At 67.6% G+C, this 15055-nt stretch carries 13 protein-coding genes; all 13 read right to left on the bottom strand.

Going from position 1 to position 15055, the window contains the following annotated elements:
• Nucleotides 1-2: 2 nt before the first annotated feature.
• Nucleotides 3-1448 (bottom strand): NADH-quinone oxidoreductase subunit NuoN, encoded by a 1446-nt coding sequence (gene nuoN / locus ASG52_RS04035; protein WP_056239312.1) that lies wholly within the window; start codon nt 1446-1448, stop codon nt 3-5.
• Nucleotides 1445-3025 (bottom strand): NADH-quinone oxidoreductase subunit M, encoded by a 1581-nt coding sequence (locus ASG52_RS04030; RefSeq protein WP_056239307.1) that lies wholly within the window; start codon nt 3023-3025, stop codon nt 1445-1447. Before ASG52_RS04030 ends, nuoN begins: the two co-directional genes overlap by 4 nt.
• Nucleotides 3025-5136, bottom strand: a complete 2112-nt coding sequence (gene nuoL, locus ASG52_RS04025; protein ID WP_056239304.1) for an NADH-quinone oxidoreductase subunit L — start codon at nt 5134-5136, stop codon at nt 3025-3027. The genes ASG52_RS04030 and nuoL overlap by 1 nt, the downstream gene beginning before the upstream one ends.
• Nucleotides 5137-5190: 54 nt before the next feature.
• On the bottom strand, nt 5191-5496 hold the full coding sequence (gene nuoK / locus ASG52_RS04020) for an NADH-quinone oxidoreductase subunit NuoK (protein WP_003598182.1): 306 nt from the start codon (nt 5494-5496) through the stop codon (nt 5191-5193).
• A 2-nt stretch (nt 5497-5498) separates the two neighbouring features.
• Nucleotides 5499-6119 (bottom strand): NADH-quinone oxidoreductase subunit J, encoded by a 621-nt coding sequence (locus tag ASG52_RS04015; RefSeq protein WP_056239302.1) that lies wholly within the window; start codon nt 6117-6119, stop codon nt 5499-5501.
• 151 nt (nt 6120-6270) lie between these two features.
• On the bottom strand, nt 6271-6759 hold the full coding sequence (gene nuoI / locus ASG52_RS04010) for an NADH-quinone oxidoreductase subunit NuoI (protein ID WP_056239299.1): 489 nt from the start codon (nt 6757-6759) through the stop codon (nt 6271-6273).
• A 13-nt stretch (nt 6760-6772) separates the two neighbouring features.
• The gene (gene nuoH, locus ASG52_RS04005; RefSeq protein ID WP_056239296.1) at nt 6773-7795 is read right to left on the bottom strand and encodes an NADH-quinone oxidoreductase subunit NuoH; all 1023 of its coding nucleotides are present in this window, start codon (nt 7793-7795) and stop codon (nt 6773-6775) included.
• Nucleotides 7796-7806: 11 nt separating this feature from the next.
• The gene (gene nuoG, locus ASG52_RS04000; RefSeq protein ID WP_056239293.1) at nt 7807-9873 is read right to left on the bottom strand and encodes an NADH-quinone oxidoreductase subunit NuoG; all 2067 of its coding nucleotides are present in this window, start codon (nt 9871-9873) and stop codon (nt 7807-7809) included.
• 34 nt (nt 9874-9907) lie between these two features.
• Nucleotides 9908-11209, bottom strand: a complete 1302-nt coding sequence (nuoF, locus tag ASG52_RS03995; RefSeq protein ID WP_056239290.1) for an NADH-quinone oxidoreductase subunit NuoF — start codon at nt 11207-11209, stop codon at nt 9908-9910.
• A gap of 10 nt (nt 11210-11219) precedes the next feature.
• Complete coding sequence (nuoE, locus tag ASG52_RS03990) at nt 11220-12548, bottom strand: NADH-quinone oxidoreductase subunit NuoE (protein ID WP_056239287.1); 1329 nt, start codon at nt 12546-12548, stop codon at nt 11220-11222.
• Between the two features lie 18 nt (nt 12549-12566).
• Nucleotides 12567-13757, bottom strand: a complete 1191-nt coding sequence (locus ASG52_RS03985; RefSeq protein WP_056239284.1) for an NADH-quinone oxidoreductase subunit D — start codon at nt 13755-13757, stop codon at nt 12567-12569.
• Nucleotides 13758-13768: 11 nt separating this feature from the next.
• Nucleotides 13769-14440, bottom strand: coding sequence for an NADH-quinone oxidoreductase subunit C (locus ASG52_RS03980; RefSeq protein WP_502691021.1), 672 nt, complete (start codon nt 14438-14440; stop codon nt 13769-13771).
• 10 nt (nt 14441-14450) lie between these two features.
• A complete protein-coding gene (locus ASG52_RS03975; protein ID WP_056239281.1) occupies nt 14451-15038 on the bottom strand; it encodes a NuoB/complex I 20 kDa subunit family protein in 588 nt (195 codons plus the stop codon).
• Nucleotides 15039-15055: the final 17 nt, after the last annotated feature.

Here is a 15055-nt window from a genome sequence, read left to right as displayed (position 1 = left end):
CCTCAGAACAGGGATTTCGCAGCGCTGCCCGCCGCCGCCACCAGCGGGGCCGGGATCAGGAAGAACAGCACCACGACGACGCTGGACGCCGCCAAGACGATGGCCGAGCCCGGCGGGATGCGCTCGTAGGCGGCCTGGGGCTCGTCGAAGTACATGACCTTGACGAGGCGCAGGTAGTAGAACGCGCCGACCACCGAGGTCACCACGCCGATTACCGCCAGCGCCACGAGGTCCGCCTTGATGGCGGCGGCGAAGACGTAGAACTTGGCGAAGAACCCGGCGAGCGGCGGGATGCCGGCGAGCGAGAACATCATCGCGGCAAGGCTGAAGGCCAGCCACGGATGGGTGCGCGAGAGCCCCGACAGGTCGTCGATGGTCTCGAACATCTTGTCCTTGCGCCGCAGGCTGAGCAGCACCGCGAAGGCCCCGAGCGTCATGGCGAGGTAGATCACCATGTAGATCACCACGCCGCGGATGCCCTCCTCGGAGCCGGCGGCGAGGCCGATCAGGGCGTAGCCGACATTGCCGATGGAGGAATAGGCCATCAGGCGCTTGAGGTTGCGCTGGCCGATCGCCGCGAAGGAGCCGAGCGCCATGGAGGCGATCGAGACGAAGACGATGATCTGCTGCCAGACCGCGGTCACGTCCGGGAAGGCGCCGATGAACACGCGGACCGTCATCGCCATGGCGGCCATCTTCGGCGCGGAGGCGAAGAAGGCGGTCACCGGCGTCGGCGAGCCCTCGTAGACGTCGGGCGTCCACATGTGGAACGGCACGGCGGCGAGCTTGAAGGCGACGCCGGCGGCCACGAACACGATGCCGAGCACGAGGCCGAAGCTCGCCGGCCCCCCGTCCCCGAGCGCGGTGACGATGCCGGGGAACGAGACCGTGCCGGTGAAGCCGTAGACCAGCGAGGCGCCGTAGAGCAGCATGCCGGACGAGAGTGCGCCGAGCACGAAGTACTTGAGGCCGGCTTCCGTGGACTTCACGTCGTCGCGGTGGAAGGCGGCGATGACGTAGGCCGCGAGCGATTGCAGCTCCAGGCCGAGATAGAGCGAGATCAGGTCGTTGGCCGAGGCCATCACCATCATGCCGATGGTGCAGAGCACGATCAGGATCGGGTACTCGAACCGGTCGATGCGCTCGCGCTGGAAGTAGTCGCGCGACAGCAGGATCGTGGCGGACGAACCGATCAGGATCAGGGCCTTCATCACCCGGGCGAACGGATCGGCGATAAAGGCGCCGTTGAGCGTCGTCACCGTGCCGGTCTGCGAGACCACGAGGAAGAAGGTGAAGATCAGGAGCCCCAGCGCCCCGAGGTTGGTGCTCTCGGCCGAGCGCTCGCCGCGCCACGCGCCCCAGAGCACCAGCAGCAGCGCGCCGACGCTCAGGACGATCTCCGGCAGGACCGGCGTGATCGACGGCAGGACGGACTGGATCGGGGTCATCGCGCGGCGGCCTCGATTTTTTGGGACGTCTCGGGGGCGGTCTTCTCCGCCGCCGCGAGCTTGGCGGCCTTGGCGGCGGCCTCCGCATTCTGCGTGTTGGCGAGCGCCGTGCGCATGTTCTGCATCAGCGCCTCGGTCGAGGGCGCGAAGGTGTCGAGCACGGGGGCCGGGTGGACGCCGTACCAGATCGTCAGCGCGACGAGCGGCGCGATGATGATCTTTTCACGCAGATCGAGATCGAGAATGCCCTGGAGGTTGGGCTTCTCCAGCTTCCCGTAGATCACCCGCGCGTAGAGCCAGAGCGCGTAGCCGGCCGAGAGGATGATGCCGAAGACCGAGAAGAAGGCGACCGTCGGGTTGGCCTTGAACGCGCCCATCATCGCCAGGAACTCGCCGACGAAGCCGGACGTGCCCGGCAGTCCCACGTTCGCCATGGTGAACACCATCATGGCGGCGGCGTAGAGCGGCATCCGCCGCACGAGGCCGCCATAGGCGGCGATCTCGCGGGTGTGCATCCGGTCGTAGACGACGCCGACGCAGAGGAAGAGCGCGCCCGAGACGATGCCGTGCGAGATCATCAGGAACAGCGCGCCCTGGATGCCCTGCTCGTTCAGGGTGAACAGGCCGAGCGTCACGAAGCCCATATGGGCGACCGAGGAATAGGCGATCAGCTTCTTGATGTCGGTCTGCATCATCGCGGTGAGCGAGGTGAAGATGATCGCGATCACCGAGAGGGCAAAGACGAGGGGGGCGAACTCGGCGCTCGCATCCGGCAGCATCGGCAGCGAGATGCGGATGAAGCCGTAGCCGCCCATCTTCAGCAGGATGCCGGCCAGGATCACCGAGCCCGCGGTCGGCGCCTCGACGTGGGCGTCGGGGAGCCAGGTGTGGACCGGCCACATCGGCATCTTCACCGCGAAGGAGGCGAAGAAGGCCAGCCATAGCCACCACTGCATGCCGACGGGGAAGCGATGGCTAAGCAACGTCGGGATGTCGGTGGTGCCGGCCTCCCAGTACATTGCCATGATGGCGAGCAGCATCAGCACCGAGCCGAGCAGGGTGTAGAGGAAGAACTTGAAGCTCGCGTAGATGCGCCGCTTGCCGCCCCAGATGCCGATGATGAGGAACATCGGGATCAGGCCGGCCTCGAAGAACAGGTAGAACAGCACGAGGTCGAGGGCGCAGAACACGCCGATCATCGTGGTTTCCAGCACGAGGAAGGCGACGAAGTACTCCTTGACCCGGTTCTCGACCGACAGCCACGAGGCGCCGATGCAGAACGGCATCAGGAACGTGGTCAGCAGGATCAGCGGCATCGAGAAGCCGTCGACGCCGAGCTTGAACCGGATGGTCTCGGCCAGCCACGCGTGACTCTCGACGAGCTGGAAGCTGGGGGACGCGATGTCGTAGCGGGCCCAGGCCGCGAGCGAGAGCAGGAAGGTGACGACCGTGGTGATCAGCGCCGCCCAGCGGGCGTTGCGCTTCACGGCCTCCGTCTCCTCGCCCAGCGTCAGGATGAAGGCGGCGCCCGCGAGCGGGACGATCAGGAGCCCGGAGAGAATGCCGAGGCCGACCATCAGTGTGCTCCTCCGACCGCCGGCACGCCGGAGACGAGGTACCACGTGATCAGGCCGGCGACCCCGACGAGCATCACGAAGGCGTAGTGGTAGACGTAGCCGGTCTGGAGACGGACCACGCCGCGGGTCACGTCGACCACGCGGGCCGAGATGCCGTCGGGGCCGAAGCCGTCGATGACGCGCCCGTCGCTCTCCTTCCACAGGAACAGGCCGAAGTTCTTGGCCGGGCGGACGAAGAGCCGATCGTAGATCTCGTCGAAGTACCACTTGTTGAGCAGGAAGCGGTACAGGATCGGCTGCGAGGTCGCGAGACGGTTCGGCAGGTCGGGCCGGCGCAGATACATCCAGAAGGCCAGGACGAAGCCGAGCACCAGCATCACGAACGGCGCGTTGGCGACCCAGCCCGGCGCGTCGTGGATCTTGTGCATGATGTCGTTGCCGGAGTGGTGCGGCAGCGCCGAGCCCCAGAACTTGTCCATGTCGTGCCCGATGAACCGCTCCTTGAAGATCAGGCCGGCGAACAGGGCGCCGAAGGCCAGGACCGCCAGCGGGATCGTCATCACCAGCGGACTCTCGTGCGGCTTGTGGGCGCCGTGATCGTCGTGGTGCTCGATCGCGCTGTGCGAGGCGGGCTCGACGTCGTGGCCCTTGTCGTCATGCGCCACACCCTCGTGATGGCCGGGCTTGCCGTCGGCGTCATGGGCATGCGCCGCGTGGGCATCGGCATGCGCGTGATCGTCGTGGCCGTGCGCCCCGTGGGCGACCCAGCGCTGCGGGCCCTCGAAGGTGAGGAAGAACAGGCGCCAGGAATAGAACGAGGTCATCAGCGCGGCGATCACCGTGGCGAGGAACGCCAGCACGTGGCCGGGGCGGTCGGACATGTAGGCCGCCTCGATGATCGCGTCCTTGGAGTAGTAGCCGGCGGTGAAGGGGAAGCCGATCAGTGCGAGGGTGCCGATCGTCATCATCGCGGTCGTGAAGGGGATGTATTGGCGCAGGCCCCCCATGTTCCGCATGTCCTGCTCGTGGTGCATCGCGTGGATGACCGAGCCGGCGCCGAGGAACAGCAGCGCCTTGAAGAAGGCGTGGGTGAAGAGGTGAAATACGCCGGTGGCGTAGGCGCCGACGCCGAGGCCGACGAACATGTAGCCGAGCTGCGAGCAGGTCGAGTAGGCGATGACCCGCTTGATGTCGTTCTGCACGAGGCCGATGGTCGCCGCGAAGAAGGCGGTGATGCCGCCGATGACGGTGACGACGGTGAGCGCGGTCGGCGCCAGCTCGAACAGCGGCGACAGGCGGGCGACCATGAACACGCCGGCCGTCACCATGGTGGCGGCGTGGATCAGCGCCGAGACCGGGGTCGGGCCCTCCATCGCGTCCGGCAGCCAGGTGTGCAGCAGGAACTGCGCCGACTTGCCCATGGCGCCCATGAACAGCAGCAGGCAGGCGAACGTCAGGGCGTGCCAGTCAGCCCCGAGGAAGTGGAAGGTCGCGTCCTTCAGCTCCGGCGCCTTGGCGAAGATGGCGTCGAAGCCCACGGACCCGGTCAGGACGAAGACGAGGAAGATACCGAGCGAGAAGCCGAAATCGCCGACGCGGTTGACGATGAAGGCCTTCATCGCCGCGGCGTTGGCCGAGGGCTTCTCGTACCAGAAGCCGATCAGCAGGTAGGAGGCCAGACCGACGCCTTCCCAGCCGAAGAACATCTGCACGAGGTTGTCGGCCGTCACCAGCATCAGCATGGCGAAGGTGAACAGCGACAGGTAGGCGAAGAAGCGCGGCCGGTGCGGATCCTCGTGCATGTAGCCGATGGAGTAGAGGTGCACGAGGGTCGAGACCGAGGTGACGACGACGAGCATGACCGCCGTCAGCGTGTCGACCTTGAAGGCCCAGTCGACCACGAGGTCGCCCGCCGTGAACCACTGGGCGACGTGGACCGTCTCGGCGCGGCCGTCTCCGGTGACGAGGAAGAAGGCGCCCCAGGCGAGCAGGCAGGCGAAGGCGAGGCAGCCCGTGGTGACGAGCTCGCTCATCCGCGCGCCGATGGTGCGGCCGAACAGGCCGGCGATCAGCGCGCCGATCAGCGGGAAGAAGACGATGGCGTGATACATGGGGGATCGTGCCTCGCAGCAGGCGGACGAAGGGGTGGTCTCGCGTGCGCGACCTCAGCCCTTCATCATGCTCACGTCTTCGACGGCGATGGAGCCGCGGTTGCGGAAGAACACCACCAGGATGGCCAGACCGATGGCGGCCTCGGCGGCGGCCACGGTCAGCACGAACAGGGCGAAGACCTGACCGGTGATGTCGTTGAGATGGGTCGAGAACGCCACGAGGTTGATGTTGACCGCGAGCAGGATCAGCTCGACCGACATCAGGATGACGATGACGTTCTTGCGGTTGATGAAGATGCCGAGCACGCCGAGCGTGAACAGGATCGCGGCGACCGTCAGGTAGTGGCTCAGGCCGATCATGTTCAGACCTCCACGCCCTGCCGGGAGGGCACCTTGATCGTATCCACCGCCATGCCTTGCGTGCGGGCGTTCTGGACCGAGATGTTCTGGCGCTTGACGCCGGCGCGGTCGCGCAGCGTCAGGACGATGGCGCCGATCATCGCGACCAGCAGGATCAGGCCGGCGATCTGGAAGAAGTAGACGTAGTCCGTGTAGAGCACCCGGCCGAGCGCCTGGGTGTTGGTGAGACTCTCGCCGTGGGCGGCGCGCCCGAGCGGCGCCTGGACGAGGCCCGGATCGATGGTCCAGGTGCCGACGACCAGCAGCAGCTCGATTAGGAACACCGCGCCGATCAACCCGCCGATCGGCAGGTAGCGCTGAAAGCCCTGGCGGAGGGCTGCGAAGTCCACGTCGAGCATCATCACGACGAAGAGGAACAGCACCGCCACCGCGCCGACGTAGACGACGATGAGGATCATCGCCAGGAACTCGGCGCCCATCAGGACGAAGAGGCCCGCGGCGTTCACGAAGGCGAGGATCAGGAACAGCACCGAGGTGACGGGGTTCCTGGCGGCGATCACCATGAAGCCCGAGGCCACGGCGAAGCCCGCGAAGAGATAGAAGAAGGCGGCGGCTGCGGTCATGCGGTTTTCAGCATCGGCCGCCCTCGCGGGCGGCTCCCTTCTGCCTCGGTGGACCCTCGGCCGCAGGCGGCGGCCCGTCTATAGAACCCGGCCTCGCGGCGCACAACACTTCGCCGCTTCGCGGCGGCGAATGGGGAATGGCGCTCAGCCTTTAGCGGTAGGGCGCGTCGGTGGCGATGTTGCGGGCGATCTCGCGCTCCCAGCGATCACCGTTCGCGAGCAGCTTCTCCTTGTCGTAGAGCAGCTCCTCGCGGGTCTCGACCGAGAATTCGAGGTTCGGCCCCTCGACGATGGCGTCCACCGGGCAGGCCTCCTGGCACATGCCGCAATAGATGCACTTCACCATGTCGATGTCGTAGCGCGTGGTGCGCCGCGTGCCGTCGTTGCGGCGGGGCCCCGCCTCGATGGTGATGGCCTGGGCCGGGCAGATCGCCTCGCAGAGCTTGCACGCGATGCAGCGCTCTTCCCCGTTGGGATAGCGGCGCAACGCGTGCTCGCCGCGAAAGCGCGGTCCGCGGTGGCCCATCTCGAAGGGGTAGTTGATCGTGGCCTTCGGCTTGAAGAAGTATTTCATGGCGAGGACGAACCCCGACACGAATTCCTTCAGGAGAAGGCTTCTGGCGACCTGATCGAGCTTCACGGCGCGATCCTTCTCAAGCGCCCGGCGCGAGACCGGTGAGTTTCAGGACGAAGGCGACGACGACGACCGAGATCAGCGAAAGGGGCAGGAACACCTTCCAGCCGAGCCGCATGAGCTGGTCGTAGCGGTAGCGCGGCACCATGGCCTTCACCATGGCGATCATGAAGAACAGGAAGCTCGCCTTGAGCGTGAACCAGATCACGCCGGGCACCCAGGTGAAGGGCGCGAACGGGATCGGCGACAGCCAGCCGCCGAGGAACAGCACCGTGCCGAGCGCGCACATGGTCATGATCGCCACGTACTCGCCGAGCATGAACAGCAGGTACGGCGTTGAGGAATACTCGACCATGTAGCCGGCCACGAGTTCGGATTCGGCCTCCGGCAGGTCGAAGGGCGGGCGGTTGGTCTCGGCGAGCGCCGAGACGAAGAATACGCCGAACATCGGAAACAGCCACAGCCAGTACCAGCCGAAGATGCCGAGCGCCGTGTCCTGCGCCATGACGATGCGCGAGAGGTTGAGCGAGCCGGCGCAGAGCAGCACGCAGATGATGACGAAGCCGAGCGAGACTTCGTAGGAGATCATCTGCGCCGCCGAGCGGAGCGCGCCGAGGAAGGCGTATTTCGAGTTCGAGGCCCAACCGCCCATGATGACGCCGTAGACGCCCAGACTCGAAATCGCGAAAATGTAGGTGATGCCGACATTGATGTCGGCGATGGCCCAGCCGTCCGCGATCGGGATCACCGCCCAGGACGCCAAGGCCAGCATCGCGAAGACCAGCGGCGCCAGCAAAAAGATCGCCTTGTTGGCGCCCGCCGGGATTACCGGCTCCTTCAGGACGAACTTCAACAGGTCGGCGAAGGATTGGAACAGGCCCCAGGGCCCGACGACGTTGGGGCCGCGGCGGAGCTGCACCGCCGCCCAGATCTTGCGGTCGGCCAAGAGTGCGTAGGCGATGAAGACCAAGAGTGCTGCGAGCAGCACGAAGCTCTTCAGAGCCAGCAGGAGGACGGTGCCGAGCACCTCGAGGAAGGTCATCGAGGCGCCCCTTATTCCGCGGCTTCGAGCGCGCGGCCCCGGGCGAGCCCGGAGCACTCGGCGAGCACCCGCGAGGCGCGGGCGATCGGGTTGGTGAGGTAGAAGTCGGCCACCGGCGACGAGAACGCCGCTTTTTCGGAGCCCGCCGGCAGCGCCGCGAGCGTGTCGAGGGTCGCCACCGCATCCGACGCTTCGACTGCGCCGACCGCCGCGAGGTGCGGATGCGCGGCGTACATCGCCTTGCGCAGGGCACCCAGCGAATCGTAGGCCAGGCGTTGGCCCAGCACGTCGGAGAGCGCGCGGAGGATCGCCCAGTCCTCGCGGGCATCGCCCGGCGGGAAGCCGGCGCGGTTGGTCATCTGCACCCGGCCTTCCAAGTTGACGTAGGTCGCGCTCTTCTCGGTGTAGGCCGCGCCCGGCAGGATCACGTCGGCGCGCGACGCCCCGGCGTCGCCGTGGGTGCCCTGGTAGATCACGAAGGCGCCGGGCGGGATCGCCCGCTCGTCGGCGCCGAGGTTGAACACCACGTCCAGCGCCCCCGGCTCCAGCATCTGCGAGAAGGTCAGCCCCCCCTCCCCCGGTACGAAGCCGAGATCGAGCGCGCCGACGCGAGCGGCTGCCGTGTGCAGCACACCGAGGCCGTTCCACTCGGCCGTGACCGCGCCGATGTCCTTGGCCAGCGCCGCCGCCGCGCCGAGCGAACCGAGCGCGCCCTCGCCGACGATGATCAGCGGGCGCTCGGCTTGTCTCAGGATGTCGAGGAAGCTGTGCTCGCCCTTGGCGAGCGCGCCGAGCGTGTCGGGGCCGGCACCGAGATAGGTGTAGGGGTAGGTGAGGTCCGGCTGCTCGTCGAGGATCAGGCCGACGGCGAGCGGGGCCATGCGCCAGCGCTTGCGGATGCGCACGTTGAGCAGCGAGGCCTCGGTGCGCGGGTTGGTGCCGACCAAGAGGATCGCGTCCGCCGCCTCGATGCCGGGGATCGTCGGCCCGAAGGTGTAGGCGGCCCGGCCCCAGGCCGGATCGATGGCCTCGCCGGTCTGGCGGCAATCGAGGTTCGTGACGCCGAGCGCGACCATCAGGGCCTTGAGCGCAAAGATTTCTTCGGCGCCCGCGAGGTCACCGACCAGCGCGCCGACGCGCTTGGGGTCGGCGCCCTTCAGCTTGGCGGCGATGGCCGAGAACGCCTCGCCCCAGGAGGCCGGGCGCAGGCGCCCGTTCTCGCGCAGGAACGGCCGGTCGAGCCGTTGCAGGCGCAGGCCGTCGACCACGTGGCGGGTCTTATCGGAGATCCACTCCTCGTTGATCTCCTCGCTGACCCGCGGCTCGATCTGCATCACCTCGCGGCCGCGGGCATCGACGCGGATCGCGGAACCCACCGCATCCATCACATCGACGGATTCGGTCTTGTGCAGCTCCCACGGGCGCACGTTGTAGCTCTGCGGCTTGTGGACCAGCGCGCCGACCGGGCAGAGGTCGGCGACGTTGCCCTGAAGCTCCGAGCCCATCGCCTGTTCGAGGTAGCTCGTGATCTCCATGTCCTCGCCGCGGCCGATGGCGCCGAGGTCCGGCACGCCGGCCACCTCCGCCAGGAAGCGGACGCAACGGGTGCAGTGGATGCAGCGGTTCATCGCCGTGCGCACCAGCGGGCCGATATACTTCTCTTCGACCGCGCGCTTGTTCTCGTGATAGCGCGTCGAGTCGACGCCGTAGGCCATCGCCTGATCCTGAAGATCGCAATGGCCGCCCTGGTCGCAGATCGGGCAATCGAGCGGGTGGTTGATGAGGAGGAACTCCATCACCCCCTCACGGGCCTTCTTCGTCAGGCCCGAGCGCGTCAGCACCTCCGGCGGCTCGCCGTTCGGGCCGGGCCGGCAATCCTTCACCGCGTAGGCGCAGGACGCCACGGGCTTCGGGGCGCCCTTCAGCTCGACCAGGCACATGCGGCAATTGCCGGCGATCGACAGCCGCTCGTGGAAGCAGAAGCGCGGAATCTCCGCGCCCGCGATCTCGCAGGCCTGGAGCAGGGTGTAGTCGGCCGGGACATCGACCTCGGTGCCGTCGACGAGGATTTTGGTCATCGTTGAATCTCGACGTTGAGCATCGGAGCGGCGGTCACTCCGCCGCCATCGGCACGGCATCGGAATGCGGGTTGGCGCTGTACTGGTCGATCCGCTTCTCGATCTCCGGCCGGAAGTGCCGGATGAGCCCCTGGATCGGCCACGCGGCGGCGTCGCCCAGCGCGCAGATGGTGTGGCCCTCGACCTGCTTGGTGACTTCGAGCAGCATGTCGATCTCGCGCTTCTGCGCGCGGCCCTGTGCCATGCGGGTGAGCACGCGCCACATCCAGCCGGTGCCCTCGCGGCAGGGCGTGCACTGGCCGCAGCTCTCGTGCTTGTAGAAGTACGAGATGCGCGCGATGGCCCCGACGATGTCGGTCGACTTGTCGAGCACGATCACGGCCGCGGTGCCCAGCCCCGAGCCGAGGTTGCGCAGGGTGTCGAAGTCCATCTTGGCATCGATGATCTGCTCGGCCGGCACCAGCGGCACCGAGGAGCCGCCGGGGATCGAGCACAAGAGATTGTCCCAGCCGCCGCGCATGCCGCCGCAATGCTTGTCGATCAGCTCGCGGAAGGTGACGCCGAGCTCTTCCTCGACGTTGCAGGGCTTGTTGACGTGGCCCGAGACGCAGAACAGCTTGGTGCCGGTGTTGTTCTTGCCGCCCAAGCCGGCGAACCACGCGCCGCCGCGGCGCAGGATCGTGCCGGCCACCGCGATCGACTCGACGTTGTTGACCGTCGTGGGGCAGCCGTAGAGGCCCATATTGGCCGGGAACGGCGGCTTCAGCCGCGGCATCCCCTTCTTGCCCTCGAGACTCTCGATGAGAGCCGTCTCCTCGCCGCAGATATAGGCGCCCGCGCCATGGTGGACGTAGATGTCGAACGGGTAGTCGTGGACGTTCGACTGGCCCACGAGCCGGGCCGCGTAGGCCTCGTCCACGGCGCGCTGCAGCGCGAACTTCTCCGCCACGTACTCGCCGCGCAGATAGACGTAGCAGGCATGCGCGCCCATGGCGAAGGAGGCCAGCATGCAGCCTTCGATCAGGAGATGCGGATCGTGCCGCATGATCTCCCGGTCCTTGCAGGTGCCCGGCTCCGACTCGTCGGCGTTGACGACGAGGTAGTGCGGGCGCCCGTCGGACTTCTTGGGCATGAACGACCATTTCAGCCCGGTCGGGAAGCCGGCGCCGCCGCGGCCGCGCAGGCCGGAGCCCTTCATCTCGTCGATGATCCAGTCCCGGCCCTGGTCGAGCAGGAACTTGGTGCCGTCCCACGCGCCGCGCTTCTTCGCCGCTTCGAGATCGGGCGAATGCAGGCCGTAGAGGTTGGTGAAGATGCGATCCTGATCGGCGAGCATGGTTTGCTCCTCAGCCCTTCGTTCCGGCGAGGTCGGCCGCCTGACTCACCCAGTTCTCGCGGTCGATGCGACCGGGGAACGCGAGGTAGGCGCCGACCCAGGCGACCTCCCGCGGGGTCCAGGCGGCGATCTGATCGTAGTGCCAGATGCCGAGTGCGTTGAGCCGGGTCTGGTTGACCGGGCCGACGCCCTTGATCTTCGTGAGATCGTCCGGTCGGTTGTCGCGGGCGGCCTCGAGCCCCTCGGGGCGCTGGCCGACGGCGTCGGCGCGGGCCTCCGGGTTCTCCGGCTGGGGCACGCCGTCGTCGGCGCCGGCCGCCGCCGGGTGCTGCGGCGGCTCGGTGCGCAGAGCCGCGTCCTCGGCGAGCGCGCGGGTCTCGGCGTCGGGCGTGTCGGTCTTGGCCGGGGGCTCGCCCGCGGCGGCGCGCTCGGCCGGCGAGTCGAGCGCCGGGCTGTCGCCGGGGCGGGCCGCGCCGGTCTTGGCCTGCGAGGTGCCGCGCTCGGCGGCCTCCGCCTTGTCGGACTCGCGAACCGGATTCTGCCCCGCGGCGACGCGCTGGGCCGGGCCGTCGGCGTTGCCCTGCTCGACCGGGCGACCGGCCTGGGGATGGGCGGGCTTCGCCTCGGTCGCTGCACGCGCCTCGGTCGAGGCGGCCTCTTCCTGCTTGATCGCTTCCTCGTCCTTCGTCGCCTCGAAGCGCTTGCGCCACGCGCCGACGCGGGAGCCGTCGAACAGGGTCGGGTCGGTCAGCGTGTTGACCGCATCCTTCGGCTCGGACGAGACCCGGCCGACCTGCGAGCCGACCTTGACCGGGCGCCCGGCGGCGAGGTCGTCCATGAGCTTGTTGAGGCTCTCAGGGCTGAGGTCCTCGTAGTAGTCTTGATTGATCTGCACCATCGGCGCATTGCAGCAGGCGCCCAGGCACTCGACTTCGAGCCAGGAGAAGTTGCCGTCCGCCGAGACGTGGCCGGGCGGCCCGAGGCGCGCCTGGAGCGCGGCCTTCAGTTCCTTGGCCCCGCAGCAATCGCACGGCACGGTGCCGCAGAGCTGAATCCAGAAGCGCCCGACCGGCTCCAACGCGAACATCGTGTAGAAGGTCGCGACCTCCAGCACCCGGATATGCGGCATGCCGAGCTGATCGGCGACCGCCTCGATCGCCTTCTGCGGCAGCCAGCCGCCGTTCTGCTCCTGCGCCTTCCACAGGAGCGGGATCACGGCGGAGGCCTGACGCCCCTCCGGATATTTTTCGATCTGGCCGCGGGCCCACTCGGCGTTCTCGGGGGAGAACGCGAAGTGCTGGGGCTGCTCGGCGGCGGGGGCTAATCTGCGGTTGGCCATGACGTCCGACGCGTTCCCTCAGCGGTCCACTTCACCGAACACGATGTCCAGCGTGCCGAGCACGCAGGACACGTCGGCCAGCAGGTGGCCGCGGCACATCCAATCCATCGCCTGGAGATGCGCAAAACCCGGCGCGCGGATCTTGCAGCGGTACGGCTTGTTGGTGCCGTCCGAGACTAGATAGACGCCGAACTCGCCCTTGGGCGCCTCGACGGCCGCGTAGACCTCGCCCTCGGGCACGTGAAAACCTTCAGTGTAGAGCTTGAAGTGGTGGATGAGCGCTTCCATCGAGCGCTTCATCTCCCGGCGCGGCGGCGGGGCGAACTTGCCGTCAGTGGAGGCGATCGGGCCCTGGCCGGCAGGCTCGCGCAGCTTGGCGCAGCACTGCCGCATGATCTTCACCGATTCCCGCATCTCTTCCATGCGGATGACCTGCCGGTCGTAGGTGTCGCCGTTCTTGCCGACCGGGATGTCGAAATCCATCTCCTCGTAGCACTCGTAGGGCTGCGACTTGCGCAGGTCCCACGGGATGCCCGAACCGCGCACCATCACGCCGGAGAAGCCCCAGGCCATGGCCTCGTCCTGGGTGACGATGCCGATGTCGACGTTGCGCTGCTTGAAGATGCGGTTGGCCATGACGAGGTCATCGAGGTCCTGCACCACCTGAAGGAAGGGGTCGCAGAACGCGTCGATGTCTTCGATCAAAGCGGGCGGCAGGTCCTGATGGACGCCGCCGGGGCGGAAGTAGTTGGCGTGAAGCCGCGCACCGCTCGCGCGCTCATAAAAAATCATCAGCTTCTCGCGCTCCTCGAAGCCCCAGAGCGGGGGCGTGAGCGCGCCGACATCCATCGCCTGGGTCGTCACGTTGAGGAGGTGGGAGAGCAGTCGCCCGATCTCGCAGAACAGGGTACGGATGAGCTGAGCCCGGCGCGGCACCGCGATGCCCGCGAGCTTCTCGATCGCGAGGCAGAAGGCGTGCTCCTGATTCATCGGCGAGACGTAGTCGAGCCGGTCGAAATAGGGCGTCGCCTGGAGGTAGGTCTTGTGCTCGATCAGCTTCTCGGTGCCGCGATGGAGCAGGCCGATATGCGGATCGACCCGCTCGACCACCTCGCCGTCGAGTTCGAGCACGAGGCGCAGCACGCCGTGCGCCGCCGGGTGCTGCGGCCCGAAATTGATCGAGAAGTTGCGGATGTTGTGTTCGGACATGCCCGCGACCTTCAGCTCGACTTCTTCTCGTCGCCCGGCAGCACGTAATCCGTGCCCTCCCACGGCGAGAGGAAGTCGAAGTTCCGGAACTCTTGCGTCAGCTTCACCGGCTCGTAGACGACGCGCGCCTCGTCCTGATCGTAGCGGACCTCGACGAAGCCGGTCAGCGGGAAGTCCTTGCGCAGCGGATGGCCCTCGAAGCCGTAATCGGTGAGCAGGCGGCGCAGGTCGGGATGACCCGAGAACAGGATGCCGTAGAGGTCGTAGGTCTCGCGCTCGTACCAGTTGGCGGCGGGAAACACCGTGATCGCCGAGGGCACCGGGGTCGCCGCATCGGTCTGCACCTTCACGCGGACGCGCGCGTTATGGCGGAGCGACAGCAGGTGGTAGACGACGTCGAACCGGCGGGCGCGCTGGGGATAGTCGGCGCCGCAGATGTCGATGAAGCAGCGGAAGGCGCAGGCCGGCTCGTCGCGCAGGTACGTCAGCGCGTAGACGATGTCGCTGCCCTGGACCGTGAGGGTCAGCTCGCCGAAGGCGATCCCCCAGTCGGTGACCGCGGGGCCCAGCGCCCCGGCGATGCGCTCGCCCATGGCGCGCAGGGCCTCGTCGCCCTGGGCCGCCGCGACGGTGCCGCGCAGGACGATGCCGTTGGTGGTGACGGCCGGAATGGTCTCGCTCATCGCCAGCCCCTCAGCGCTCGATCGTGCCGATGCGGCGGATCTTCCGCTGCAGCAGCAGGACGCCGTAGAGCAGCGCCTCGGCGGAAGGCGGGCAGCCCGGCACGTAGATGTCGACCGGCACGACCCGGTCGCAGCCGCGCACCACCGAGTACGAATAGTGGTAGTAGCCGCCGCCGTTGGCGCAGGAGCCCATCGAGATGACGTAGCGCGGCTCCGGCATCTGGTCGTAGACCTTGCGGAGCGCCGGGGCCATCTTGTTGGTCAGCGTGCCGGCGACGATCATCACGTCGGACTGGCGGGGCGACCCGCGCGGGGCGAAGCCGAAGCGCTCGCAATCGTAGCGCGGCATCGACATCTGCATCATCTCGACGGCGCAGCAGGCGAGCCCGAAGGTCATCCACATCAGCGAGCCGGTGCGGGCCCAGTTGATGAGCTCGTCCGCGCTCGTGACGAGGAAACCGCGGTCGGCCAGCTCGTCGTTGATCGACAGGAACATCGGATCGGTGGCGCCGATGGGCCGGCCGGTCGCGGGATCGAGGATCCCCTTCGGCTGGGGCGCGATCTCGGGCGCGCGGGACAGGGTCGGGTTCAGGGCCATCTCTGCCTCTGAGCGAG

Source organism: Methylobacterium sp. Leaf456, from assembly GCF_001425465.1.
Classification (GTDB): domain Bacteria; phylum Pseudomonadota; class Alphaproteobacteria; order Rhizobiales; family Beijerinckiaceae; genus Methylobacterium.
Note: the sequence above shows the minus strand (reverse complement) of the source record. Positions and strands in the feature narration are given on the sequence as shown.